The sequence below is a fragment of the Geobacillus sp. FSL W8-1251 genome, assembly GCF_038005945.1.
Taxonomy (GTDB): Bacteria; Bacillota; Bacilli; order Bacillales; family Anoxybacillaceae; genus Geobacillus; species Geobacillus stearothermophilus.
In genome coordinates this window covers 177,805-201,291 of sequence record NZ_JBBOUF010000001.1, presented here as the reverse complement: position 1 = coordinate 201,291, position 23,487 = coordinate 177,805, and the positions used below count along the sequence as shown (strand labels likewise).

Genomic DNA, 23,487 nt, shown 5'->3' with positions numbered 1-23,487 from the left:
GAATATTGTGATCGAGCGGCCGCCATTGCGGCCGTGGCTGGCGAAAATGACAAATATGCACGACCGGCTTCAGCAAGCCGGCGACAACGAAAATGCCGATAAAGTGAAGCAGCTGATCGAAAAAACGGCAGCCGGCGAGCTGGTCATCGCCTTTTGCGGCCATTTTTCCGCCGGAAAATCAAGTTTGATCAACGCGTTGCTCGGCGAGCCGCTGCTGCCGTCGAGTCCGATTCCGACGAGTGCCAATCTTGTGAAAGTGAAAGCCGGTCTGGATTGCGTGCGCGTCTTTTATCATGATGATCCGCCGGTTGAATATGAGCCGCCGTACGATCCGGAGCTGATCCGCGCCCAATGCCGGGACGGGGAGACGATTGAGTGGATCGAAATCAGCCGCGAAACGGGCGCCATCCCCCCGGGAGTGGCCATCTTGGACACGCCGGGCATCGATTCGACCGATGACGCCCACCGGCTGGCCACCGAGTCGGCGCTTCATTTGGCGGACGTCGTCTTTTATGTCATGGATTACAACCATGTACAGGCGGAGCTAAACTTTCAATTTACGAAACAATTAACAGATGAAGGAAAAATCGTGTATTTAGTGGTGAACCAAATCGACAAACATCGCGAGGACGAACTGCCGTTTGCGGCGTTTCGCGCTTCGGCGGCCGAGGCGTTCCGGCGTTGGGGGGTCGAAGCGGCCCGCTTGTTTTTCCTATCATTAAAAGACCCGGCCCATCCAGAGAATGAGTGGCAGGAGTTGACGGCTTGTTTGCGCCGCTTGGTTGCTGACGAAGACGAATGGCTTCTTCGCGACGCAGAAGCGGGATTGAGGCGGATTGCCACCCGCCATCTTGAACAGCTTCGTGCGCGGCATGAGCTGCTTGAGCAGGAGTTTAAAGCGCGCCTCGAGGCGCTTGGCGGGGCTGGCAGTGAAGCCGAGGCCATGCAGGAGCTCGGGCGCTTGGAAGCTGAGCTTGCTGATTGGCAAACGGCGCGGGTGCGGGCGGAGGAAGCGTTTCGCGCTGAGCTTGACCGCGTGCTGCAAAATGCCTATTTAATGCCGTTTGAGACGAGGGAGCGGGCGGAAGCGTACTTGCAGGCGATGCAGCCGAATTTCAAAGTGGGCCTGCTGTTTGCAAAGACCAAAACGGAGCAAGAACGCGAGCGGCGGCTTGAGGCGTTTTACGAAAGCGTCAAAGCGCAGGCGGCGGCGCAAATCGAGTGGCATGTCCGCCAGCTTCTTCTCCGGTTCGGGAACGAGTGGCACGCCGACGGCGCCTGGCTCGGCCAGTGCCAGCAATGGACGGCGGATTGGGATCAGACGCTGCTTTCAAGCCTTGTCAAGCAGGGGGCGGAAGCAAGCGGTGCGGCGCTATTAAACTATACGGATGAGGTGGCGATGGCGCTGAAAAAACGATACCGCGACGCGGCGCTCGCCTTGTTTGCCGGGCTCGCGGCGCAAATTGCCGAGCGGGCGGCTGCTCAAGCGAAAGCGCTAGAAGGCCGGCTTTCGGCAGCACGCGAAAAAGCGGAGCTCATCGCCCGCCTTGCCGGCTTGAAAGCGGAAGAGGAGGAGCGCCAACGCGCGCTCGAGCGGTTGATTGCCGCTTCGGGCGATGAGGTTGTGCTCGATGAAGAGCGCCTCGCTGCGCTGATGGCGCCGCCTCATTTCCAGAAAGTGCGCCATGCGCAAGCGGCAGAGCGGCCAGCAACAACGGAACCGGCTGTGAATCATCCCGCCGCCCAAGAGCAAGCGCTCAGTCGGGAAGCGGTGGAAGGAGCGGCAGAAGAGAGCGCGGACGGGCGGCGCGCTTTGGCGGCGAGTGGAAAGCAACGGAGCGATGAGGCGGCTGATCGGCTCAAGGAGGCGGCCGCCTGGCTCGAGCGGACCGATTTGTTGCGCCGGTTCGTCGGCCCGTTGCGTGACAAGGCGCGCCGGCTTCGCGAGCGGGCCTTTACGGTCGCGTTGTTCGGCGCCTTCAGCGCCGGAAAATCGTCGCTGGCCAACGCCTTGCTCGGCGCCCCGCTTCTGCCATCGTCGCCCAACCCGACGACGGCCGCCATCAGCAAAATCGCTCCGCCCGACCGGGAGCATCCGCACGGAACGGCGGTTGTCAAAGTGAAGGACGAGGCGCAAATATGGGCTAATGTGCAAGCCTCGCTTCGCCAGTTCGGCTGCGAGGCGAAGTCGTGGGATGAAGCGCTCCGCCATTGCGCCCGCCTTGCCGAATCCGGGGCTGAGCGTCCGGCGCAAAAGCCGCATCTCGCCTTTTTGGCGGCTGCCGCCGCCGGATATGAGCGGATGAAAAACCGGTTCGGGACGAGGCTGTCGATCGGATTTGCGGAGCTTGAGGCATATGTCGCCGATGAGGCGGTGTCGTGTTTCCTTGATGAAGTCGTGTTGTATGCCGATTGCCCGCTCACCCGCCAAGGGGTGACGCTTGTCGATACGCCGGGCGTCGATTCATTAAACGCCCGCCATACCGGGGTGGCGTTCCATTATATGAAGCACGCCGATGCGCTGCTGTTTGTCACGTATTACAACCACGCGTTCTCGAAGGCAGACCGGGAGTTTTTGCTGCAGCTCGGGCGCGTCAAAGATGCGTTTTCGCTTGATAAAATGTTTTTCATCATCAATGCGGCTGATTTGGCCCAGTCGAAAGAGGAGCTTGAGGCTGTCATTTCCTATATGAACGGAGAGCTCGCCCGCTTCGGCATCCGCTTCCCACGCCTTTATGCGCTCTCAAGCCGCTTGGCGCTGGCGGAAAAAACGGGGGCCGAGCCCGGTCCGCGCGGCGTCTTGGCGGACTCCGGCTTGTCTGCCTTTGAAACCGACTTCTTCCGCTTCTTAACGGAAGAACTGGCGGAAGTCGCCGGCGAGAGCGCATATGCCGAGCTTGAGCGGGCGCGGCGGGCGGCAGAGGAATTCGCGCGCGCCGCAGGGCAAAGCGAAGCGGAAAAAGCGGAGAAACGGCAGGCGCTTGAGGCGGTGAAAACGAAGATGCACGCCGTGCTTGCTGGCATTGATGATGCCTACGGCCGGCAGGCGCTTCGCCAGGAAGTCGACGAATTGCTCTATTACGTCAAGCAGCGCGTCTTTTTCCGCCTCAACGATGTGTTTAAGGAGGCGTTCAACCCGGCGGTGCTCCGCGACGACCAAGGCCCGGCGCGGCGGGCGCTTGAGCGTTGCCTCGACGAGTTGCTCGCATCGGTTGGCTTTGATTTGGCCCAAGAGTTGCGGGCGACGAGCTTGCGTGTTGAGTCGTTTTTGCACAAACAGCTGGCCGAGCAGTTCTCGCGCCTATTCCATGAGCTTCGTCGTTTCGATGATGCGCTCGCGCTCACGCCGCCTGAGCCGTTTGCCTTTTCGGCGCCGGAGTTTGCCAACGCCCTTGGGGATGTAGACCGGGTGCGGTTTACCAAGGCGCTTTCGCTGTATAAAAACGCCAAATCGTTTTTTGAGCGCGACGAAAAGCGGCGGATGAAAGAGGAAATTGAGGCGGCGCTTGTCGAGCCGATCGACGCCTATTTGGCTGAGCAAAAAGAGCGGCTTGTGGCGACGTACGCAGAACAATACAAGGATGCCGTCGCCGCACTTTTGGCCGCTCTCGCGGAACAAGTCGACAGCTATATGGAGGGCTTGCTTGCCGCGCTCGCCGAAGCGGCGGATCATGAGGCGCTCGCCCGCATCGAAGCGGCGCTTCGCGGCCTTCTTTCGGGCCGCGTCGGGGAGGCGCGTTGATGAACCGGTTTCACGCTTGCGCTACATGCATCCACTACCGTATAGAAAAGCGAGCCGACGGGCTGTACACGTATTGCCGCCGGCTCGGCTATGAGACGAAGCCAAACTATCGGTTCAACTGCTGGACGCCAAAACCGAACGTCCGGCGTTTGATGGAAAAAGAAGAAGGAAAGGAAGAATCCCATTGAGCGAAGTACATCACGCCATCACCGCCCATATCAACAAACAGCACGCCATCTTAAAGCGGTTTGCCGCCCTTGAGCTCGAGCGCGAGCGGCGCATCGATGAGGCGGTTGAACGGTGCCGCCGCGGTGAGCCGTTTACGGTCGAGGCGATCAATGAAGTGACGAAACAAATGAACGAGCTGGCCGCCGGCGGCCTCGTGCCGGCGCGCCGCTATGTAACGCCAGAGATGGTGCGCGACTACGTGCGCCGGCTTGAAGAGAAGTAACGTACACAGCCAAAGCGTTGGCATTGGCTTCCCGGCTGCCGGCCTGTAAGCAGGCCGGGCTGATGAAAACGAAAGAGGGGGGAGGAACAATGGCGTCTCTCGTTTCCCACGAATGGCTGTTGGCGCATTTGTCCGATGAAACCATCCGCATTGTTGATTGCCGGTTTTGGCTTGGCGATCCGGCTAAAGGGGCGTCTCTTTACCGGGAAGACCATATTCCCGGAGCGGTGTATATGGACTTAGAGCGCGACTTGTCGGGCCCGGTCGGAGAGCACGGAGGCCGCCATCCGCTTCCATCAGCCGCCCAAGCGGCGGATGTGTTTAGCCGGGCCGGCATTGACGACACGACGACGGTCATCGCCTACGATGACCAAAACGGGGCCATGGCCGCGCGCTGTTGGTGGCTGCTCCGGTATTTCGGCCATGCGCGCGCATACGTGTTGGATGGCAACTACAGCGAATGGGAACGAAAAGGAAATCCGGTGACGTGCGCCATTTCAGCTGTGCCGCCGCGGCGGTTTCAGCCGCGTCCGGACCGATCATGGCTCGCAACGGTCGAGGATGTGCGAGCCGCCGTTCGCGACCGTGCAGCGATGCTCATTGATTCCCGCGAGTGGAAGCGGTATGCCGGGTTGGAGGAGCCGATCGACCGCCGGGCCGGCCGCATTCCCGGGGCGGTGCACCGATTTTGGAAAGACGGGGTGACGGAAGGAGGCTACTGGAAAAGCGCTGTCGAGCAGGCGGCTCGGTTTGCCGATTTTGACCGTGGGCAGCCGTTGATCGTTTACTGTGGTTCCGGCGTCACCGCCTGCCCGAACGTGTTGGCGCTCCACGAAGCTGGTTATCACAACGTTCGGCTGTACGTCGGCAGCTTCAGCGACTGGATTTCCTATCCCGATCATCCGGTTGAAACGGACCACCCGTCCTCGGACGCCTAGTTTCGAAATTGTTTCGCGCATCGTTTTTCTCCGGCAGCGCATACTATGTGTGAACCGTTGAAACAAAAAGGAGGCGAGTGCATGGGCCGGACCAAACTTGGCAATGCCAATGCCCAACGAAACAACAACGCCAAAAAGAAAAACGGCTTCAATGAATGGACGAGCGAGTTTGCTTCGTACGCCGAGGTGGAAGCCGAGAAACTGAAAAACGACCATAAAAACATCCGTTAATGACGAGGGCTCGTCCCTCGTTTTTTCGTCCTTAGACGTCAACGTTGGCAAACACAAACGTATGTGCTATAATGATGGGCAGAGCGGCGGAGGGCGCTGGATGGAAGAAAGGGCGCCGGCCGGCAGGGAGGGAAATGCGTGCGGAAATGGTTCGTCGTCCTATTGTTTTTGGCCGTTGCCGGCTATGGTCTTTGGAATGCGATGGCTGCCGGGAACGAACAGGAAACAGACGAAATAGAAAGTGGCCCGGGCATCGGCCAGACGGCCCCTGATTTGACGCTGCCGACGCTTGGCGGCAAAGCCGTCCGGCTGTCTGATTTGCGCGGCAAAGCGGTTGTCCTCAACTTTTGGACGTCGTGGTGTCCGCCGTGCAAAAAGGAAATGCCGGAGCTTGAGGCGTTTTACAAGCAGCACGGCCGCGAAGTCATGTTGCTTGCCGTCCATTTGACGACGCAAGATACGCTCGATAATGCGGAGCGATTTGCGAAAGACAAAAAACTGACGTTGCCCGTCGCCTTGGATGTGCGCGGCGAGGCGCTTCACCGATACCGAATCCAGACGATTCCGACGACGTATATCATCGACCCAAACGGCGTCATCCGGCAAAAAATCATCGGCCCGGTGACCGCCGCGCAACTCGAAAAGAAGACAGCGCTCTTTCGTTGACCGAACAGTTTTGACGGAAGGCGCTTTTTTTCATGGTTCATTATTTTTTGAAAAGTTGTCATAATTTTTATCTTTTTTGGGCATGAATAAGATTACAATATAAATGAGGGGAGGTTGATAGCGATGAGACGATCCCGCAAAATGACTCTCCAAGAACTGATCAGCGAGAACAAACGGCAATTGTTGAGCGATCGGGAAGCGCTCGAGAAAATCGAGAAAAAGCTGGAAGAGCGGATGCTCAAGAAAGCAGAATGACCCATGCATAGCGGTCCTCCGGGCGGACAGACTAGATGGCGAGGAGGCGAAGACAATGAGCAATCCGAAAGGAAGCCACAAACATTTTGTTCCCAACCATATCGGAACACAGCCTCGCGCCGCTGGAGGAAACAAAGGCAAACAAATGCAAGATCAATCCGGCCAGCATGCTCAAGTCATCCAAACGAAGGGTGAGTAGCTGGAAAATCTTGTAAAGGAGGAAGCCTATATGCCGCGTCCGAAACCGGATGACCGCAGCGACAATGCTGAGAAGCTGCAAGAGATGGTGCAAAACACCATTGAAAATATTGAAAAAGCCGAAGAAACGATGCAGTTTTCTTCCTCGGAAGAGCGGGAGAAAATTCGCGAGAAAAACCGCCGCCGCGAAGAAGCGATCGCAGCCATGCGCGCGGAAATTAAAGACGAAGCCGCTGCACGGGAGCACGGCTACCAATTATGACAAAGCTGCCCCGATGCGGGCGGCTTTGTTTTTTGGGTTGCCGCTTGAGCGGCCGGACGGACAAATGGTAACATAAAGGAGAAGCCCGGCAAAAAATGGAGGGAGAACGAACATGAAAGTGGCAGAAAAACAAATTGAAGTGCGTTATGCGGAAACAGACCAAATGGGCATCGTCTACCACGCGAACTATTTAGTTTGGATGGAAGTCGGGCGTACGGAATTGATCAAACAGCTTGGCTTTCATTATGCCGACATGGAGAAAGAAGGCATCATTTCGCCTGTTGTCGATTTGCAAGTGTCGTATAAAAAGCCGCTTCGTTATGGGGAAACGGCGACCGTCCGCACATGGATTGACGCTTACGACGGCATCCGCGTCACATACGGCTACGAAATTGTTGCCCCGGACGGCGAGGTGGCCGTGACCGGCAAATCGCAGCACGTTTGCGTCAAGCGCGATACGTTTCGGCCGATCGTCATCCGCAAATATTTTCCCGAGTGGCATGAAGCGTATGAGCGGGCGAAACGATAAAGGGGAGCGGTGCGATGGCGTTTGGCATTCGCCGCCACGAGCTCGCGGCATGGAAAGAAAAAGTGAAGCGCGGCGAAATCGCCTTTTTGACCCATTATTGGCATGATGAACGGTTTCCGCACTGCACGACGGTGACGAAAGTCGGCTGCGCCGATGTCGAAAAACTTGCCGCCTGGGGGAGGCAATACGGGCTGAAGGAAGAGTGGATCGACCGGCGCGGTGAGTTTCCGCATTTCGATTTGCTTGGGGAGACGCAGGTGCGCATTTTGCGGCAAGAAGGCCGGCTTCATGAGCTGGAACGATTCACGAAACGGGGGAAGAAGGAGTCATGATCGATTTGGCTGTTGTAAAAGAAATGGCGAAACATACGTTAATCGAGACGCTCGGCATCGATATCATCGAGCTTGGCGAAGGGCGCGTCGTGGCGACGATGCCGGTCGACCATCGCACGCATCAGCCGGCCGGGCTGTTGCACGGCGGAGCGTCGGTTGCCTTGGCCGAGACGGTCGCCAGCATCGGCGCGTACGCGCTTGTGGACCCCAACACGGAAAACGTCGTTGGATTGGAAATCAACGCCAATCACGTCCGCGCCGTTCGCCGCGGGACGGTGACGGCGACAGGGACGGTGTTGCACCGCGGCCGGACGACGATGGTTTGGGATGTGCGCATTACGGACGAACAAGGGGAGCTCGTCTGCATCTCCCGCTGCACGATCGCCATTATTCGAAAAAGCTAGCGTCACGGCTAGCTTTTTTCGCTGGTTAATGAAGCAAAAACACCGGTTCGCCGCTTTTTTCGTCCAAATCAACCGTCAAATCGCGGCCGTCAAAATACCATTGGTCGCTGTCTTCGACAAAAAACGTCACGCCGTCAACCGTTGTCTGCGCCGCTGGCTCTCCTGCCGGCTCGTCTTTCTCCATGCCAAGCGAAAACCCTTTTTGCACGGTGCTGAATCCCCCGTAGCGGGCGAAAAAGCGGATCGCATCGCCCGGCTTCAGCCCGAGCTCCTGCTTGTACCAATCAAACGCTTTTTTGGTAATGATGATGTTCATGGCTCCCCCTCCTCACTTGTTTATTATAAGTGAATGGACGGCGCCTGTAAAACGATTGTGTGAACATTAGCTGACAATTTTAGGATAAAACGCTTTCCATAAAGTGGCGGTGTCCTTGTTTTCATCGGTTGGAGTAAAACGCTGGCTGGCGGCAAACAGTAAAAGCGAAGGGGGTGAGGGCGGTGGGCAAAAAGCGGACGTTTCCGCTCAGCTACGAATCCGACGGACTGATGGGGAAAAGCAATGAAAAGCATCCGCGCCGCTCGGACAGCCGGCAAACGGGCAAACAAGCGCCTGATTTTTTCAACACGACGCCATCGAGCGAATAAAAAAGCCGAATCGAACGGGCGATGGTTGAACATCGCGCTGTTTTGTGAATAAAGTAGCCAGTAGGCTGCTTTTTTTCATGGCAACTACTATACAAACGGGCCGGTCCGCGTTATCATTACTTGAGGGACATCTTTTTCGAAAGGAGTGGCGTTTTCGTATATGAGTAGTTCGAGCCCGAACGAACCGGAACCGGAATATAGCGGGGAACGCGGCCTGTTCCTTTTTCCGCCCGCTGCTCATCATACGAAAACGAGCTCCGGACGGAAAGGAAGAGGCGCCGCCTTCCTCGCATGAAAAGGAGGAAGGATGCCAGATGATGAAAATGTATTTGTCTGATGCGAGCGGCAAAATGCGCGAAATTGACCGGATCGAAAACGGCTGCTGGATCAATCTCGTCGCTCCGACCGAGGACGAAATTCGCTACATCGCCCACCATTTGGACATTCCGATCGATTCGATCAAAGACGCGTTGGACGACGAGGAGCGGTCGCGCGTCGAAAAGGAAGACAACCATGTGCTCATTATCGTCGACATTCCGATCGTCGCCCATGATGAAGTGGACGGCCCGATTTATGAAACGATTCCGATCGGCATGATCATTACGAACACATGCTTTATCACCGTCTGTTTGCAAGAAAATCCGATTTTTGAGGAATTTTCAAAAAACAAAATCAAAAACTTTTACACGTTTATGAAGACGCGGTTTGCGTTGCAAATGCTGTACATGATTTCCACGTATTATTTGCGCTACTTGAAGCAAATCAACCGGCGGACGAGCGAAATTGAAAAAGAGCTACACCAGTCGATGAAAAACAAAGAGCTGTTTTCGCTCCTTAGCATGGAAAAAAGCTTAGTCTACTTTATGACGTCGCTCAAGGCGAACAACATCGTCATGGAGCGGCTTATGCGCCTCAACTATTTGCGCATGTACGAAGATGACCAAGATTTGCTGCAAGACGTCATTATTGAAAACAAGCAGGCGATTGAAATGGCCGAAGTATACAGCAGCATTTTAAGCGGCATGATGGATGCGTTCGCTTCGGTCATCTCGAACAACTTAAACATTGTGATGAAGTTTTTGACCGCCATTACGATCGTCATTTCGCTGCCGACGATGGTGGCGAGTTTCTACGGCATGAACGTACCGATTCCGTACCAACACTCTCCGTACGCCTTTTTGATCGCGATGGCGCTCGCCGGTTTACTGTCAGCGGCGACGGCGTACATCTTTTGGAAAAAGCGATACTTTTGACGGCCGGCGGAACAACGGCTGCCCTATTGTTCGGGCAGCCGTTTTTGCGTTCTTGCCGCCACTCCGCCGGAGAGGATAAACTTCATCGCCTCTTCCGGCGCCATGTCGATGACTTCAACTTGTTCTTTTGGAACGAGGAGCGTCAGCCCCGCAACTTGAAACGTCTGCGGAACATAGACGGCCACATAATCGGCCAGCGGATCGTGCCAGGCGCCGACGTCATCCATCGTAATGAAGCCGAGGCATTTCCAGCCGCTTTCCGGCAGCGTGACGAGCACGACTTTGGAAAACGACCGTTTTTCCCCGATCAAAGAGGCGATCGTATCTTTGGCGACCGAATAAACGGTTTTCAGGAAGGGAATGCTTTCAAGCAACCGGTCGATCAGTCGAATGAGGCGGCCGCTCACGTATTGCGTCGACAGCCAGCCGAAGACCGTGATGAGCGCAACCGTTGCGAGCAAACCAAGGCCGGGGACGTAGCGGCCGTCTAGGTGCGGGCGGACGTATTGACCGAGCAATCCGTCCAAAACGGTGAATACTTTGTAGCACACATAGACCGCTACGAAAATCGGCACGATCGTCAACATGCCGTTTAGGAAATTTTTGGCCAAAAAGCGCATCCGTTTGCTCCCCTTTCCTTCATTCTCTTTGGCGCGGAGCTCCCCACTTCGATCGACGGAAACAAGCGGGAAGCTGCTCCTTTCCTACCATACCAGTTTTTCTTTTTGCCGACAACGCTTTTAAAAGGACGGCGGTCGACGGAAAAGCGGATTAAAGAAGGATTTATTGAACCAACGCTAAAAGAGGCGGTGCCGGGCGATTTAGGCCTTGTGTTGCCGTACAACACGATGAAAAGCTTGATTGAGATGACGGAAGCGCTCAATCACGTCACCCCGGGGCTGGCGTCGGAACATACGCTCTTTTATGGCGTCGAGGCGAAGTTTTATTCGGCGCGCCCGAAGCTAAACGACCGGTTTGAAACAGAAATTGCTGGGCTGTACGTTGGCGGCGACGGTGCCGGCATTACGCGCGGCCTTGCCCAAGCGAGCGCTTGCGGCGTCTGGATCGCCCGCGACATCGTCGAAAAATTGACGCGCTAAGCTGAAGGCGGCAAGGCAGGCTGTCCGAAACGGAAGCTTGCCTTGTTTTGCATCGGATGGTTCATCGGCGGGCGTTCGCCCGAAAAGTAAACTTAAAATCAATTTAGGTTGACAATCAATCGCCCGATTCGTTACGATAAATGTAATGATGTGGAAAGGGGAGAGGAACGATGGCAAATTGGCTTCATTTGGCTGAACAAGTGCTCGACGGCCATGAACTGACCGACGAGGAAGCGCTGGCGATATTGGATTGTCCGGACGAGGAGCTGCTCCTTCTTTTGCAAGGGGCATACCGCATCCGCTCGGCGTACTATGGCAACAAGGTAAAACTGAATATGATCATTAACGCTAAGTCCGGTCTCTGTCCGGAAAATTGCGGCTACTGTTCCCAGTCGGCCGTAGCGACGGCGCCCGTGAAAACGTACAAAATGGTTGATAAGGAGACGCTGCTCCGCGGAGGAAGATCTCGGATTTGAAATTGAATTTGCCCCAGCACCGCCCGCCGGGGTGGTGTAACGGTTGACGGGGCTGACTCAAAAGTCCCTTTTTGATGGAATGTAACCGAAGTATGTGAAAGAGACCACCTCTGAAATCCTCGGTTTTACCGGGTTTTTCGTGGTGGTCTATTTTTATGTCGCCCCAGATAGGAGCATTACCGCTCTTTTGGGTCAGCCCTTTTTCATATGGCTAGTCCGGGATCGGTCATTGGAAACGGCTTCTAGAAGGACGGGGATTTTATGGAAACAGCGGCCCGATGGTTGGCATGAAACGCGAACGTGGCGCGTACGATGGCAATACAAGCGGCAAAAAAGCTTCACAAACAGAAAAAAGCTCATTATAATAGCAACAAAGAGAAAGGAAGGGGATGGGAAAACATGGCAAGATCGTTTTATCGTTACTTATTGCGCTTCCGCCACGGGTGTGAAGAAGATCCAATCGTCCGGTTTGCGAACGGGGCGTACGATGACCACAGCTTTCCAAAAGGATCGGCCGACTACGAGGAGCTCAGCGGGTATTTGGAGGTGCATGGCGATTATTTGGAAAGCATGGTTCTCTTTGATGAACTATGGGAGCAGTTTTTACACGAAGCATAACATGGAAGAGGGTTTTGCTCCGAATATTGACAGCGCTTTCAATCGTTTTTCCGCGCTGGCAAAGGTGTCCACCCTTGTATGCATGCATATACTATACTAACCATTTGTTCAACAAGGGTGGGAGATGCCAATGAGCGCGCCGAAACGCCCGAAATTTTCTGTCGGCGATATCGTCGTCAATACATTGTACGGAACAGTCGGAACCGTCACCGATATTCAGCAAGTAGACGGCACGTTTTTGTACGAAATCAACCATGGCCATAGCCTGTTTGCTGAGCAGACGCTCGTGTTGTTGTCTGAATTTACCGGCGATTTGTGGATTGCCGAAGAAATTGAAATTGAGCTGCCGTTTTTCCTTGGCGAAATTGTCCGCGTCCGCGATTATGGCGGCCAATTGTTCAAAGTCGTTGGAGTGCGGACAGAAATTTACCGCTATTATGGGGAAGGATGGGAAGAGACGATTTATGAATTGAAACGGCTGACGGACGGCTGGGAAATTGAAGTCCATCTCGAAGATATGATTCCGCTGGCCGATGGGGACGAAACGTCCGTCACGCTCGTGCAAGATATCGTGATCGCCGCGCCGATGAAGGCCTCGATCGCGCTGCCTCCCGCCGGCGAAAAGAGTGGGCCGTCGGTTGACGACCTGCTTGATATGTACAATGACTACAAAGCGCTGTATGAATGGTTCGGCGATGACCAATACAAACGAATGATGGAAACGGTTGTTCAACGGTTGCAAACGATTGTAAACTACCATAATAGGAACTGACAAAGAACAAAGAGAAAGTAGGGAATGCCGGCGAAGAGGACGAACGCAGCCATTCTGTTAACAATTGTTTCCATTATTTTATCTGCAATCGTCAGCTTGTCCATTTTGTTCCGCCTCCGTATTTTTTTGTTTTATTGGTACATATGGTATGAAGGAAGCGGAAAAAGTAGTACAACATCACGAGTGTTGATTATCCAAAATTATACATACGCCTTCCATAAATTTGGGCATACTCAAACAAAGCAGCGGCCATCCCGGATTTCCAATCGAGAGGAAGCTGCCCAGAGAAAAAACGGCGAACGAACGAAATGAAGGAAAGAGAGACGTTCGTCTGTTTTTTGGTTTGATCATACAGCCATCGCAGCAACACATACGCGATGAACGCCGCAAACAGTTGGTTGTATACCGCATTTTCCGTCGTGCCAAACAAGGTCGGGACATTCAGATATTGCTTCACCCAACGGAAAAAGACCTCAACAGTCCAACGTTGTTGGTACATGTCGGCAATGGTTTCCGCAGACGCATGGAAGAGGTTCGTCACGACCCGAATGTCGCGGCCATTCGCATCTCGAAAGATCACTACCCGGTGACGCTTGGTGGAGCGGCATTGTTTCGTCCCCAACTGGCACGTGAAGTCGGCTTGAACCGATGAGGATGTGCTGGAAAGGCGTTTCAAGCTTTTTTTCTGATGAAGTTCGATGTTGTCCTTCATTCGAATGACAAAGAGCTGATGCTGCTCCACAAATCGATCGAGGCGTTCGATTTTGAAATACGCCCGGTCTTCCACGAGCACTTGTTGAGCGTTCGTCAACTGTTCTCCCACCGGGCCATCATGACGCAGTCCGATGGTTTCCACCACGTCTGCCGGCAACGAGGATTCCGGCGAATACGCGACGTGCAGCTTCACTCCGGCGCGTTCGCCGTGATACGGAGCCCATGGGAGGCGGTTTTTCCCGACCGTGACGGTCGTCGAATCCACCACCCGAAGCGGTTTGGGAAACCGAAGCGAACGGCGGGTTTGGCGGTTGCACTTGGAAATGATCAACGCCAACAAGCGTTTCATGATGTCATAGGGAACTTCTTTCGCTTTCTTGGATACTGTGGAATAATGGAATCGCGGCAATCCATACAGAGGCCCCACATCGGCTCCGTGGCGAAAGCTTTTCCATTGATGCATGGCGGCCAGCAGGAAGAAGTGAATCAACTCGCGCAACGTAAAGGTTCGAGACGAATCACGATACCCAACCGCTTCGGCAATCAGTTGAATCTCTTCATCCGAAACAAGTTTTTGCATCAAATTCGGGAGTGTGGTATGCTTGTTCATAGAGAGCACCTCCTGGGTTTGTTTGTGTCGTTACTCACATTCTACAGGAAAGGTGCTCTTTTTTCTATACCCTTTGGATTTTATTGGATAATCAACACGCCTGGTACAACATGATTTTTGACATAAAACGGAAGGCGGCGACATACAACATTACAAAGGGGGCGAGATGGAGTGAAGGAGATTGAAGTGATTATTGATACGGAGGAGATCGCCGAATTTTTTTACCAACAACTCATCCGCCGCGGCTTTGTGCCGACGCAGGAGGAACTGGAAGAGCTCGCGGATATTACGTTTGACTATTTGCTGGAAAAATGCATTATCGACGAAGAGATTGATGTCGACGACGAGTAACCGTCGTCGTTTTTACAATTACTCGGCCGCCGCGATGGCGGCCGCTTTCATCATGGCCAAATGCCGCTCGTAGCGGTCGGTCATCTCGCCTGAGGCCGGAAGCGGAAGCGTCTCGAGCGCCCGCATGATCGTGTCGTCGGTGAACCAGTCGCGCCGATCGTCAAAAGAATGGGTGAGATCCGGCCAAGCTGCCTCAAGACGGGGGCTGTAAAGGCGGCGGCCGTCTTCTCCGCTTGCTTTCTTCATACAGTAGCAGCTGCGGATACGCATCGTGAAAAATGAGGGCGTTGGCCCGTTCCAAAAACAAAAAAAGGGGTGCGATCGTCTTTTCCGACAGCAACAACGGGAGCAGGCTGCCGCGCAAGTCGGTCATGTTCCAGCCGCCGTTGCGCGAAACGAGATGGGCCAAAAATGCCCAATGCACTTCTGGGTGGCGTTCAAAAAACGTGAAATAGGCGGCTGTGCGCGTGATGTTGTTGAGGTTATGCTCCGCCGTTTTCTGCCGAGTCATAGCAACGGCCGCCGCCTCGTCGTCGCTCGGGCGTTCGCACCTTGAAACGGAAAGGCGGCAGAACAAACGAGCATCGGCAATGCGAACGGGATGACGGTATAAAAATGAGCGATAAACGTATTCGAGCGGGCGGCGCAACACGGTGAGCGGGCGAATCGGCATCCGGTTTATGGGGACCGGCGATATTGTCTTGATCGACGAAGGGCGGAAAGGACAGACGTACTACCACCTCTGCCCGGATGACTGGAAACGGGTGGAACGCCAGCTTGTCTGTTGACGGAATATTCAAAAATACAGTCGCCTTCAACCGATTGGGGATGGTATAATAGCGATAACATCGAATAAAGCCCGGCCGTTTAGGGAACGGATAAGAAAGGAAAGGGGGCGGATCAGATGGAAGAGCAAAGACAACGGCGCGACACGCCGACGGTAGCGCCGGGAATTGACGATGATGAAGTGTTGAACGAAAAGGCGACGGAAGAGGAAATTGAGCGCGGAGACTATACGAAAGTCGTCACACTGGCGTGGGACGAAGTCGAGCCGTCGGAGCCCTGATCGAAATAGAAACCCTTGTGCGGCACAAGGGTTTCTCCGGTTTTGTTACGATTCGGGATTGTCGTGATGGCCCGGGCCGTTTTTCCGGCCGCCGGCGGCCGAGTATTCCTTGGCGTGCGCTGCGTCTTCAGCGATCAACGCCTCTTTTGGAATATGGTTGTTCTTTTTCTGCCCGTTGATGCGGTTGCGATGCTTTTTGCCCATCGTTTTCCCTCCTTGAACTGTCGTTGTCGTTAGTGTATGCGGCAAAAGGGCGGTTCATCGACGGAAAATGTTTGCAGGCGGCGCCGGGCGGGCGGAGCGGAGACTGAAGGGAACTGGGAGGGGGACGGAATATGGCCGCATTGGCGCTGGCGCTGTGCGTCGTCTCGATCGCCGCGTCGCTTTGGCTCAAAGAGCAGGTGGAGCGCGTTTTGTTTCGCTGGAGAAACGTTCCTGTTCTCCATGCGGCCAATATCGTCATCATTGCGGCCATCGTTGCGGTTGCCTATTATCAGCTGAGCGGCATCGGCGTCTACTTGCGTGATTTGGCCGACATCGATGGATTTTGGTATGTATTTGCCGGAACAACGCAGCTTGTGCTGCCGCTTTATTTGTTCGCCTGCTGGCTGCTCGCCAGGCGGCGCGGACGCGAGAAAAAATATACGCGCAGCAAAGACAAAAAGGTGCTGTATATCAACGAAAGGTATCTTGCGCGCCGCTATCGCGACGATTATCGTTCGAAAACGTCTTAAAAAGGGAGAGCAGCTCTCCCTTAAAATTTTGTTTTTTCTTTTTTGGACGTTGACGGCTGGTTGTTCGCTTTTGAGGATGGATTCGTTTTGTTGGCGTACTCCACCGCCTGCTCAAGTTTCTTTTTCACCGTCTTTCCTCCTTTCCCGCCGTGTGGGCACGAATAGTATGCCCGCCTTTCGCTCAAGCTACTCGAAGCAAGACTGCCATTTTCCGCAAACATATGATATGATAAACAAGGGCATGGCCGAACCATAACCGTTCGAAGTCATAAGGAGGAATCGAGTTTGAGCGTACATATCGGAGCCAAACAAGGGGACATCGCCGAACGCATTTTGCTGCCGGGCGACCCGCTGCGCGCCAAATACATTGCCGAGACGTTTTTGGAAGGGGCGGTGTGCTACAATGAAGTGCGCGGCATGTTCGGATTTACGGGGACATACAAAGGGCATCGCGTCTCCGTCCAAGGGACGGGGATGGGAGTGCCGTCCATTTCGATTTATGTCAACGAATTGATCCAAAGCTATGGAGTAAAGACGCTCATCCGCGTCGGAACATGCGGCGCCATTCAACCGGATGTGCGCGTGCGTGACGTCATTTTGGCGATCGGCGCATCCACCGATTCTAACATGAACCGTCTCATTTTCCGCGGCCGCGATTATGCGCCGACGGCGGATTTCCACTTGCTGCGGACGGCATACGACGTTGGAATGGAAAAAGGATTGGCGCTCAAAGTCGGCAACGTCTTTACCGCCGACATGTTTTACAACGACGAACCAAACTGGGAAACGTGGGCGCGCTACGGCGTATTGGCCGTCGAGATGGAAACGGCGGCGCTCTATACGTTGGCGGCCAAATTCGGCTGCCGGGCGCTGTCGGTGCTGACGGTCAGCGACCATATTTTAACCGGCGAGGAGACGACAGCCGAAGAACGGCAAACGACGTTTAACGAAATGATCGAGGTGGCGCTCGAAGCGGCGGTTCGCAGCAGCTGATGATGCGGCGGCTGTTCGGGGCGCCCCGGGAAACAGAAAAGGGGAAGATGAATGAATCAGCGTTGGCAAACAGCGGCGCTTATGTGCCTGTTGCTCGTTGGCTGCCAAACGGGAGGAAGCGGTGACGGCGGCGCGGCCGGCTCGCCCGGGCAGCCGGCGGAACATACGGCGCCGCCCAGCGTTCATAAACGAGAGGAACTCAACCGGCCGGTTGACCCGGATTTGCAGCTTGAAGCGAAATATTGGAACGTCATCGAGGTGCGAAACGGCCAAAAGGTCATTATGAATCCGGACAACATTTTGGTGCTCGTCAATAAAGAGCAGTCGCTTCCGTCCGGTTACAAGCCGGCCGATTTGGTTGTGCCGCGCGTGCCGTTTTCGTTTGCCGACCCGAATGCAGAAAAGCGGCGTATGCGGGCCGAGGCGGCCGCCGCGCTCGAAGAAATGTTTGCCGCCGCCCGCCGCGATGGCATCGAGCTTGTCATGGTGTCCGCTTACCGGTCGTATGAGCGGCAGAAGGCGATTTTTGCGGAGGAGGTGCGGCAAAAAGGGGAGAAAAACGCCGTCCAGGCCGTCGCCCACCCGGGACAAAGCGAACACCAGACAGGGCTTGCAGTCGACATTAGCAGCCGGTCGATCGGCTGCCAGCTGACCGAGGCGTTCGGGGCGACAAAAGAAGGACAGTGGGTCGCTGCCCACGCGCACGAATACGGGTTTATCATCCGCTATCCGAAAGGGAAGGAAGCGGTGACCGGCTACAAGTATGAGCCGTGGCATCTTCGCTATGTCGGGCGGAAGGCCGCCGCCGTGATGAAAGAGCGCGGCATGACAATGGAAGAATATTTTCAAGCGGTAAAAAAAGTGTAAAGACGGGGCTGGCCCAAAAGAGCGGCAATGCTTCTATCTAGGGCAGCATGGAAAAACAGACCACCACGAAAAACCTGGTAAAACCAAGGGTTTCAGAGGTGGTCTCTTTTTTACATACTTTCGGTTCCATTTCATCAAAAAGGGGCTTTTGAGTCAGCACCCGTGTTCGTTTGTTGCAGCCCCTATGTCTCACACCAAAACACGCAGTACCCGAGCCGGTCGGCAAATTGCGCTGTCAGCTGCTGATGCTTCTGCCACATGCTTGCCATCTCCGGCGTCGTCGGGAAGACGATGACGGCCGGCGCCCCTTCGCCCGCCGCCTCCGCCGCCGTTTTGTAAAAGAAATGGCGGCAGCGGAATCCGTTTTGTTCAAGCGTTTTTTTCCATTCGCCGGGCGTCATCAGCCGCTTGAAGCCGTAGAACGCGGCGATCCGCTGCTGCTCGGCGGCGGTGAGCCGCTTATGGCATGCTTCGATGCCGATGAATGTGCCCCCTTTCTTCAGCACGCGGCAGATTTCATCAAGGGCAGCAGGCACTGAAACAAAGGCGAGCACCGATTCGGAAAGGACAAGATCAAACGTGCCGGCGGGAAACGGCAGCGATTCGACCGAAGCCTGGTGCAGGCGAACCGGAACCGCCATGGCACCGAAACGCTGCTTCGCCTTGGCGATCATTTTGGGATGGAGATCGATGGCCGTCACGTCCGCGCCGTACTGTCTAGCGATATACGCCGCTGTCTGCCCTGTGCCGCAGCCGACGTCAAGCACGGCGGTTGAGCGGTCAATATTAAGTTTACGTAAGATTTGTTTTGTCAACTCAAAACCGCCGGGGTGGGCGCCGTCAATCCCCATGTCCGCCAACCAGTCCAAATACGTCATCATGGCATTCTCTCCTTTTTCACTCAGTTGGTTTATCATATCCTGAATCCGTGATAAAAACGCGTTCAAACTGCTGAGAAAGCTTGATAAATCAACAAATATCACACTTTTTGCTTTTCACTCAATAAGTGAACATCCGAAACTGGGCTAAACCCTTGATATGATTACGTTTTCCGGTGCTTTTGATGAGCTGCTGTCACGGATTCAGGCATATGCCAGAGAGCCGTTTTTTGTCTTTGAGCAAAAAAATTGGCTTGTCCCTATACTCATGAAAAAAAGCAATTTTGTTGCTATAGACCCAACCGCTATCAAGCTGGTACACTGATACGTGCAAGAACGAGAACGCTAGGTTGGTGAATGGAGTGGAACGGAAACAACGGGCGGAGGCTGGGGTGTTGTTAAGCCTCTTTATCTATCTTCTGCTGGCAGCCGGCAAGCTTTTGGCCGGGGCGGCAGCCGGATCGGACGGAGTGAAAGCGGACGGATGGAACAATTTGAGCGATGTGATGGCTTCCGTCGCTGTCTATATCGGCATGAAAATTGCCAAAAAACCGCGCGACCGCAATCATCCGTACGGACATTCGCGGGCGGAGAACATTTCGTCGCTGTTGGCCGCCTTTTTCATGATGTCCATCGGTATTGATGTGATTACAGACGGCGCCCGCACGCTTCTTGGCGGCGGGAGGGAGGCCGCCCCCGATTGGCTGGCGGCAGCGGTCGCCCTTGCTTCAGCAGCAGTGATGTTCATCATCTATGTCATCAATGTGCGGCTGGCGCGGCGGACGAACAGCATGGCGCTGGCGGCCGTAGCGAAAGACAACTTATCGGATGCACTCGTCAGCATTGGCGCCGCGCTTGGGATTGTCGGCGCGCATCTTGAGTGGGCATGGCTTGACCCGTTGGCGGCGCTCGTCATTGGTGTGCTCATTTGCAAGACGGCGTGGGAGGTGTTTATGGAAACGGCCCATGCGTTGACCGACGGGTTTGATGAAAGAAAGCTCGCCATTTACCGGCAAGAAATCGCTGCGGTCAGCGGGGTGCGCGATGTCGCGGATATTAAGGCGCGCATGCTCGGCGATGACGTTGTGCTCGAAGTAACCATCCGCGTCGATTCGCAGTTGACGGTAGTGAAAAGCCATGAAATTGCCGACGAGGTCGAGCGTTTAATGAAAAAACGGCATAACATCCGGGCGACGCACGTTCATGTGGAGCCGGAAGCGGTGCGCTGAGCGGAGGCCAAGCAAACGGGGGCGCGGCCGTCGCGCCCCAACCGCCTGCCGATCAAGAGGGAGGGATGGTCCTCCTTTTTTTTCGAATGCTGCCGTCCGATGGACGCTCCTGCTTTGTTAAGGCATCGTTCCATTCGGCGGACAAAAGCGGCTTTCGGCGGGCACGGGGCGGCGTTGCTGCGCCGATGTTCCGGCCGTTTTTTCGGCGGCCGGCGAGGAGTAGTTTTTCGGCAAACGGCAAACAATACGAATAAACGCATCAGTTAGAAAGGAGACTCGTGTATGGCCATCCATCCGAACCCCCGCTTGCCGCTTGGCGGAATATACGAACGGCATGCGCCGGCGGGCGGCCAGTCGTGCTGGCTTCATTTCACCGCCGCCGCCAAGCCGGATTTGGAACGGCTCCTCTCCTCGCTGTCGATTCATCCGCTCGCCCGAAAACGGCTTATAGGTGGAACAGACATTCCACTGGTCGATGAGTACGAAGGATTCCTTTTTGTATCGTTGTTTATCATCCGTCCGTCCGGCCGAACGGCAAACATTCGCCTGCTTGCCGCCGAGCGGCATATCATCAGTTATATGGATGAAGATGACCCGTTTATCGGCCATGTGAAAGAACGGCTGTTGGATCATCGCGATCAGGCGCTGTACCCTGGATATGTTCTTTACCATTTCCTGGACTTAGCCGTCGCTCGCTTTTTGCAGGTGATCGACCAAATCGCCGACCGCATTCAGGCGCTTGAGCGGCAAGTGTTTGCGACGCCGTTCGCCAATGAAATCGGGCGTGAAATTTACCGGATGAAAACCCATCTTCATGAGCTGCGGCAAGTGGCCGAAGCGCAGGAAGAGGCGATCAAAACGATCCGCCATGCCGAGCTGCCGTACATCAACGCGGAAACGAATCCATACATCGATGAGGTGGCCTCCCGTTTCACCCGCGTGCCGGCGGCGCTCGACGCGTTTAAGGAATCATTGTCCGCCATTTTCGATTTGCAACTGTCGCTCAAATCCGATCATATGAACGTCATTATGAAAACATTGACATTGGTGAGCGTCATATTTTTGCCGATGACGTTTATTGCCGGTATCTACGGCATGAATTTTTCGTTTATGCCCGAGCTGAAATGGCGGTACGGGTATCCGTTCGCCCTGCTGCTGATGGCGACCGTCGCCGTCCTCATTGCCCTGTATTTTAAGCGCAAAGGTTGGTGGGGGGAGACTGGGACGAAAGAAAAATAGGCGCCAGCTTGCAAAAATGGGCGTTGGCCCGGTCGTTTGGGCGGGCGGACGCATATGATGGTCCCATCAACGGGACCAAGGAGGTGTCCGCCATGAGCAGTTTGGTCAGCAGCGGTTATGCGCTCGTCATTGTTTTGTTCATTTTGTTGATTATTGTCGGTTGTGTATGTGTCGCCTGGTAGGAAGCCGGACGGAAAAGAAGGGGAAGACGGGTCAAACAGTGCGGCTAGTCGCCGACGATTAGTCTTCTCCTTGGTGTCTTTTTGTTCGGCGAACCGTTTACGCGAGCCCATTTGTACGCATTCAGCTGCATTTGGACGGCGCTTATCGTGTTTTCCGTTGTTCAAATCAAGCAAGCGCCAGGGCAGAAAAAATGGAAGCGAAGTTCGCTTAAAGCATAAAAGCGGTCCGAGAACGGGCCGTTTTTTTGTTTTTACGGCAAATACCTATTTTTGCCGAACCCCATAACCATTTTCCTCGTTTGTGAATAGTCTACTAGTACAAAAACAAAGGAGGTGTTGGTAAATGGGTGCAGCTTACGGCGGCGGATTCGCGTTGATCGTCGTTCTGTTCATCTTGTTGATTATTGTCGGATGCGCATGTATCGGTGGTTGGGTGTGCTAACGAACCCTACTTTCTAGCAAGGAGGTGACGAATATGACATGCGGCTTTTATGGCGGCTGGGGCGGCTATGGCTTCGGTTATCCGGGTTACGGCGGCTACGGCTACGGCTTTGTGCTGATCGTCGTTTTGTTTATTTTGCTTATTATCGTCGGGGCAACATGGTGCTAGGCGGATGATGGGCATGCGGAGGGAGACGGCCGGGCAACGGCTGTTTCCCCCGCTTTTTTTGTGAACAGGCAGGAACAACGAAAGGAGGTGGAGAAATCATAAACGATGAGAAAATGGAAAGCATATGGAGGACGGGGAAATGACACATATTGCAAAAGACATCGTCGCGACGTTTTCGATCGTCGCGTTCGATCCGGCGACCGGGGAGCTTGGCATCGCTGTTCAATCGAAATTTTTAGGCGTTGGTGCGGTTGTTCCGTGGGCGAAAGCGGGCGTCGGCGCCGTGGCGACGCAGTCATATGCCAACACGTCATACGGCCCACGCGGCCTCGAATGGATGGAACAAGGGAAAACGGCGCAAGAAACGCTTGAGTTGCTCGTTGCCGATGACAGCGAGCGCGATTTGCGCCAGGTCGGCATCGTGGATGCGAAAGGACGGGCAGCAACGTTCACCGGAAAAAATGTTACCCGTGGGCGGGCGGCATTACCGGACCGAACTATGCAGCGCAAGGCAATATTTTAGCCGGGGAGGAAACGGTGCTGGCGATGGGAAGAACATTCGAGCAGGCCAAAGGGCCGCTCGCCGAGCGATTGCTAAAGGCGCTTCAAGCTGGTCAGGCGGCGGGGGGCGACCGCCGCGGGCAACAGTCGGCTGCCTTGCTCGTTGTGAAAGAAAGGGGCGGCTATGGCGGGTACAATGACCGCTATATCGATTTGCGCGTTGACGACCACCCGCGGCCGATCGAGGAGCTCATTCGCCTGTATGAGCTGCGCCAGCTTTATTTTGAGAAACCGCGCCCCGAAAAAGTGGCTGTAATGGAAGGCGCGGTCAAGGAAGAGGCGGCTTTCCACTTGATCCGGCTCGCCTACTTGCCGAAAGAGCGCGCCGCCGACAGCGAGGCGCTTCACGAAGCGCTGAAAGCGTATATACATACAGAAAACTTTGAGGAACGCGAACTAGAAAAAGGGAAAATCGATCTTGACGTGCTCGCGTATATGAAACAGCAGCCGTCGCCGCAGGGGGAAAAATAAAAAAATAAAAACGATCACTGCATATGGTTGGTCGGGCGGATGAATGGCGTTGTATGAAAAGCGAAGGTGTCCCAAAAGGAGCGGGACACCTTTTCCTATGACTGCATATG

Annotated in this window: 33 protein-coding genes and 5 pseudogenes; 31 read left to right on the top strand and 7 right to left on the bottom strand. The window is 54.8% G+C overall.

Features of this window, described 5'->3' with window-relative positions; translation table 11 throughout:
- The first annotated feature begins 46 nt into the window (after positions 1 to 46).
- The 12 genes from NSS88_RS01115 to NSS88_RS01060 all read left to right on the top strand — a co-directional run bounded on the left by NSS88_RS01115 (position 47) and on the right by NSS88_RS01060 (position 8,008).
- The gene (locus NSS88_RS01115; RefSeq protein ID WP_445297973.1) at positions 47 to 3,742 is read left to right on the top strand and encodes a dynamin family protein; all 3,696 of its coding nucleotides are present in this window, start codon (positions 47 to 49) and stop codon (positions 3,740 to 3,742) included.
- Entirely contained in the window at positions 3,742 to 3,930 is a 189-nt protein-coding gene (locus NSS88_RS01110; RefSeq protein ID WP_055358858.1) for a hypothetical protein, read from the top strand. Before NSS88_RS01115 ends, NSS88_RS01110 begins: the two co-directional genes overlap by 1 nt.
- The gene (locus tag NSS88_RS01105; RefSeq protein ID WP_049625395.1) at positions 3,927 to 4,193 is read left to right on the top strand and encodes a YpbS family protein; all 267 of its coding nucleotides are present in this window, start codon (positions 3,927 to 3,929) and stop codon (positions 4,191 to 4,193) included. Before NSS88_RS01110 ends, NSS88_RS01105 begins: the two co-directional genes overlap by 4 nt.
- 89 nt (positions 4,194 to 4,282) lie before the next feature.
- Entirely contained in the window at positions 4,283 to 5,131 is an 849-nt protein-coding gene (locus tag NSS88_RS01100) for a sulfurtransferase (protein WP_341085326.1), read from the top strand.
- Between the two features lie 81 nt (positions 5,132 to 5,212).
- Complete coding sequence (locus NSS88_RS01095; RefSeq protein WP_015374731.1) at positions 5,213 to 5,362, top strand: hypothetical protein; 150 nt, start codon at positions 5,213 to 5,215, stop codon at positions 5,360 to 5,362.
- A gap of 138 nt (positions 5,363 to 5,500) precedes the next feature.
- Entirely contained in the window at positions 5,501 to 6,028 is a 528-nt protein-coding gene (locus NSS88_RS01090) for a TlpA family protein disulfide reductase (protein WP_020753890.1), read from the top strand.
- A 123-nt stretch (positions 6,029 to 6,151) separates the two neighbouring features.
- Positions 6,152 to 6,283, top strand: a complete 132-nt coding sequence (locus NSS88_RS01085) for an FbpB family small basic protein (protein ID WP_080706519.1) — start codon at positions 6,152 to 6,154, stop codon at positions 6,281 to 6,283.
- 55 nt (positions 6,284 to 6,338) lie between these two features.
- Positions 6,339 to 6,482, top strand: coding sequence for an acid-soluble spore protein N (locus NSS88_RS01080; protein WP_055358857.1), 144 nt, complete (start codon positions 6,339 to 6,341; stop codon positions 6,480 to 6,482).
- Positions 6,483 to 6,512: 30 nt separating this feature from the next.
- Positions 6,513 to 6,743 (top strand): small acid-soluble spore protein Tlp, encoded by a 231-nt coding sequence (gene tlp, locus NSS88_RS01075; RefSeq protein ID WP_055358856.1) that lies wholly within the window; start codon positions 6,513 to 6,515, stop codon positions 6,741 to 6,743.
- A gap of 112 nt (positions 6,744 to 6,855) precedes the next feature.
- Positions 6,856 to 7,272 (top strand): acyl-CoA thioesterase, encoded by a 417-nt coding sequence (locus NSS88_RS01070; protein WP_055358855.1) that lies wholly within the window; start codon positions 6,856 to 6,858, stop codon positions 7,270 to 7,272.
- A 14-nt stretch (positions 7,273 to 7,286) separates the two neighbouring features.
- Entirely contained in the window at positions 7,287 to 7,604 is a 318-nt protein-coding gene (locus NSS88_RS01065) for a hypothetical protein (RefSeq protein ID WP_055358854.1), read from the top strand.
- Entirely contained in the window at positions 7,601 to 8,008 is a 408-nt protein-coding gene (locus NSS88_RS01060) for a hotdog fold thioesterase (protein WP_055358853.1), read from the top strand. Before NSS88_RS01065 ends, NSS88_RS01060 begins: the two co-directional genes overlap by 4 nt.
- Positions 8,009 to 8,033: 25 nt before the next feature.
- Here the strand turns inward: NSS88_RS01060 and NSS88_RS01055 are convergent, their stop codons facing one another.
- Complete coding sequence (locus NSS88_RS01055) at positions 8,034 to 8,324, bottom strand: HesB/YadR/YfhF family protein (RefSeq protein ID WP_055358852.1); 291 nt, start codon at positions 8,322 to 8,324, stop codon at positions 8,034 to 8,036.
- Between the two features lie 182 nt (positions 8,325 to 8,506).
- Here NSS88_RS01055 and NSS88_RS01050 point away from each other — a divergent pair, with 182 nt between their 5' ends.
- Positions 8,507 to 8,653 (top strand): hypothetical protein, encoded by a 147-nt coding sequence (locus tag NSS88_RS01050; RefSeq protein WP_013145445.1) that lies wholly within the window; start codon positions 8,507 to 8,509, stop codon positions 8,651 to 8,653.
- A gap of 314 nt (positions 8,654 to 8,967) precedes the next feature.
- Positions 8,968 to 9,906: a magnesium transporter CorA family protein gene (locus NSS88_RS01045; protein ID WP_050368646.1), complete on the top strand. Its 939-nt coding sequence runs from the start codon at positions 8,968 to 8,970 to the stop codon at positions 9,904 to 9,906.
- 23 nt (positions 9,907 to 9,929) lie between these two features.
- On the opposite strand, the gene NSS88_RS01040 is transcribed toward NSS88_RS01045, so the two are convergent.
- Positions 9,930 to 10,526 (bottom strand): DUF502 domain-containing protein, encoded by a 597-nt coding sequence (locus NSS88_RS01040; RefSeq protein ID WP_033015295.1) that lies wholly within the window; start codon positions 10,524 to 10,526, stop codon positions 9,930 to 9,932.
- Positions 10,527 to 10,643: 117 nt separating this feature from the next.
- On the opposite strand from NSS88_RS01040, the pseudogene NSS88_RS01035 reads away from it, so the two are divergent.
- From NSS88_RS01035 to NSS88_RS01020, 4 genes and pseudogenes are all read left to right on the top strand, one after another.
- Positions 10,644 to 11,006 (top strand): annotated as a pseudogene (locus tag NSS88_RS01035) (hypothetical protein); the annotation flags it as partial.
- Positions 11,007 to 11,176: 170 nt separating this feature from the next.
- Positions 11,177 to 11,464: pseudogene (locus tag NSS88_RS01030) on the top strand (biotin synthase BioB); the annotation flags it as partial.
- Between the two features lie 417 nt (positions 11,465 to 11,881).
- Entirely contained in the window at positions 11,882 to 12,100 is a 219-nt protein-coding gene (locus tag NSS88_RS01025) for a YozE family protein (RefSeq protein ID WP_033015279.1), read from the top strand.
- A gap of 130 nt (positions 12,101 to 12,230) precedes the next feature.
- Positions 12,231 to 12,872, top strand: coding sequence for a hypothetical protein (locus NSS88_RS01020; protein WP_033015277.1), 642 nt, complete (start codon positions 12,231 to 12,233; stop codon positions 12,870 to 12,872).
- Between the two features lie 190 nt (positions 12,873 to 13,062).
- Here the strand turns inward: NSS88_RS01020 and NSS88_RS01015 are convergent, their stop codons facing one another.
- The gene (locus NSS88_RS01015; RefSeq protein ID WP_015375695.1) at positions 13,063 to 14,196 is read right to left on the bottom strand and encodes an IS4-like element IS5377 family transposase; all 1,134 of its coding nucleotides are present in this window, start codon (positions 14,194 to 14,196) and stop codon (positions 13,063 to 13,065) included.
- Between the two features lie 171 nt (positions 14,197 to 14,367).
- On the opposite strand from NSS88_RS01015, the gene NSS88_RS01010 reads away from it, so the two are divergent.
- Entirely contained in the window at positions 14,368 to 14,547 is a 180-nt protein-coding gene (locus NSS88_RS01010; RefSeq protein WP_033015276.1) for a YozD family protein, read from the top strand.
- A gap of 18 nt (positions 14,548 to 14,565) precedes the next feature.
- Here NSS88_RS01010 and NSS88_RS01005 read toward each other — a convergent pair whose 3' ends face one another.
- Both NSS88_RS01005 and NSS88_RS16700 read right to left on the bottom strand, forming a co-directional pair.
- Positions 14,566 to 14,793, bottom strand: coding sequence for a DUF2515 family protein (locus NSS88_RS01005; protein WP_235468503.1), 228 nt, complete (start codon positions 14,791 to 14,793; stop codon positions 14,566 to 14,568).
- Positions 14,765 to 15,220 (bottom strand): annotated as a pseudogene (locus NSS88_RS16700) (DUF2515 family protein); the annotation flags it as partial. The pseudogene NSS88_RS16700 and the gene NSS88_RS01005, both read right to left, overlap by 29 nt.
- Here NSS88_RS16700 and NSS88_RS00995 point away from each other — a divergent pair.
- Together NSS88_RS00995 and NSS88_RS00990 are read left to right on the top strand one after the other, a co-directional pair.
- Entirely contained in the window at positions 15,201 to 15,335 is a 135-nt protein-coding gene (locus tag NSS88_RS00995) for a hypothetical protein (RefSeq protein ID WP_445297958.1), read from the top strand. The pseudogene NSS88_RS16700 and the gene NSS88_RS00995 overlap by 20 nt on opposite strands.
- A 116-nt stretch (positions 15,336 to 15,451) precedes the next feature.
- A complete protein-coding gene (locus NSS88_RS00990; RefSeq protein WP_162839633.1) occupies positions 15,452 to 15,613 on the top strand; it encodes a hypothetical protein in 162 nt (53 codons plus the stop codon).
- A gap of 45 nt (positions 15,614 to 15,658) precedes the next feature.
- Here the strand turns inward: NSS88_RS00990 and NSS88_RS00985 are convergent, their stop codons facing one another.
- Positions 15,659 to 15,817, bottom strand: coding sequence for a hypothetical protein (locus NSS88_RS00985; protein WP_017437412.1), 159 nt, complete (start codon positions 15,815 to 15,817; stop codon positions 15,659 to 15,661).
- A gap of 131 nt (positions 15,818 to 15,948) precedes the next feature.
- Here NSS88_RS00985 and NSS88_RS00980 point away from each other — a divergent pair, with 131 nt between their 5' ends.
- The 3 genes from NSS88_RS00980 (at position 15,949) to NSS88_RS00970 (ending at position 18,207) form a co-directional block, all read left to right on the top strand.
- The gene (locus NSS88_RS00980; protein ID WP_049626110.1) at positions 15,949 to 16,347 is read left to right on the top strand and encodes a hypothetical protein; all 399 of its coding nucleotides are present in this window, start codon (positions 15,949 to 15,951) and stop codon (positions 16,345 to 16,347) included.
- Positions 16,348 to 16,632: 285 nt separating this feature from the next.
- Positions 16,633 to 17,340 carry a purine-nucleoside phosphorylase gene (gene deoD, locus NSS88_RS00975; RefSeq protein ID WP_033009203.1) on the top strand — a complete coding sequence of 236 codons (708 nt, stop codon included), beginning with the start codon at positions 16,633 to 16,635 and terminating at the stop codon, positions 17,338 to 17,340.
- Between the two features lie 51 nt (positions 17,341 to 17,391).
- A complete protein-coding gene (locus tag NSS88_RS00970) occupies positions 17,392 to 18,207 on the top strand; it encodes a M15 family metallopeptidase (RefSeq protein WP_033015274.1) in 816 nt (271 codons plus the stop codon).
- Positions 18,208 to 18,389: 182 nt separating this feature from the next.
- On the opposite strand, the gene NSS88_RS00965 is transcribed toward NSS88_RS00970, so the two are convergent.
- The gene (locus tag NSS88_RS00965) at positions 18,390 to 19,088 is read right to left on the bottom strand and encodes a class I SAM-dependent methyltransferase (RefSeq protein ID WP_049626109.1); all 699 of its coding nucleotides are present in this window, start codon (positions 19,086 to 19,088) and stop codon (positions 18,390 to 18,392) included.
- A gap of 347 nt (positions 19,089 to 19,435) precedes the next feature.
- Here NSS88_RS00965 and NSS88_RS00960 point away from each other — a divergent pair, with 347 nt between their 5' ends.
- The 7 genes and pseudogenes from NSS88_RS00960 to NSS88_RS00930 all read left to right on the top strand — a co-directional run bounded on the left by NSS88_RS00960 (position 19,436) and on the right by NSS88_RS00930 (position 23,377).
- A complete protein-coding gene (locus NSS88_RS00960) occupies positions 19,436 to 20,314 on the top strand; it encodes a cation diffusion facilitator family transporter (protein WP_049624273.1) in 879 nt (292 codons plus the stop codon).
- Positions 20,315 to 20,596: 282 nt separating this feature from the next.
- Positions 20,597 to 21,553, top strand: a complete 957-nt coding sequence (locus NSS88_RS00955) for a magnesium transporter CorA family protein (RefSeq protein ID WP_049624275.1) — start codon at positions 20,597 to 20,599, stop codon at positions 21,551 to 21,553.
- A gap of 92 nt (positions 21,554 to 21,645) precedes the next feature.
- Positions 21,646 to 21,735 (top strand): YjcZ family sporulation protein, encoded by a 90-nt coding sequence (locus NSS88_RS00950; protein WP_080706518.1) that lies wholly within the window; start codon positions 21,646 to 21,648, stop codon positions 21,733 to 21,735.
- Between the two features lie 48 nt (positions 21,736 to 21,783).
- A pseudogene (locus tag NSS88_RS00945) lies at positions 21,784 to 21,954 on the top strand (EamA family transporter RarD); the annotation flags it as partial.
- A 124-nt stretch (positions 21,955 to 22,078) separates the two neighbouring features.
- Positions 22,079 to 22,177, top strand: a complete 99-nt coding sequence (locus tag NSS88_RS00940) for a YjcZ family sporulation protein (RefSeq protein WP_080706517.1) — start codon at positions 22,079 to 22,081, stop codon at positions 22,175 to 22,177.
- A gap of 33 nt (positions 22,178 to 22,210) precedes the next feature.
- Complete coding sequence (locus NSS88_RS00935; RefSeq protein ID WP_080985683.1) at positions 22,211 to 22,345, top strand: YjcZ family sporulation protein; 135 nt, start codon at positions 22,211 to 22,213, stop codon at positions 22,343 to 22,345.
- Between the two features lie 139 nt (positions 22,346 to 22,484).
- Positions 22,485 to 23,377: pseudogene (locus NSS88_RS00930) on the top strand (DUF1028 domain-containing protein).
- Positions 23,378 to 23,487: the final 110 nt, after the last annotated feature.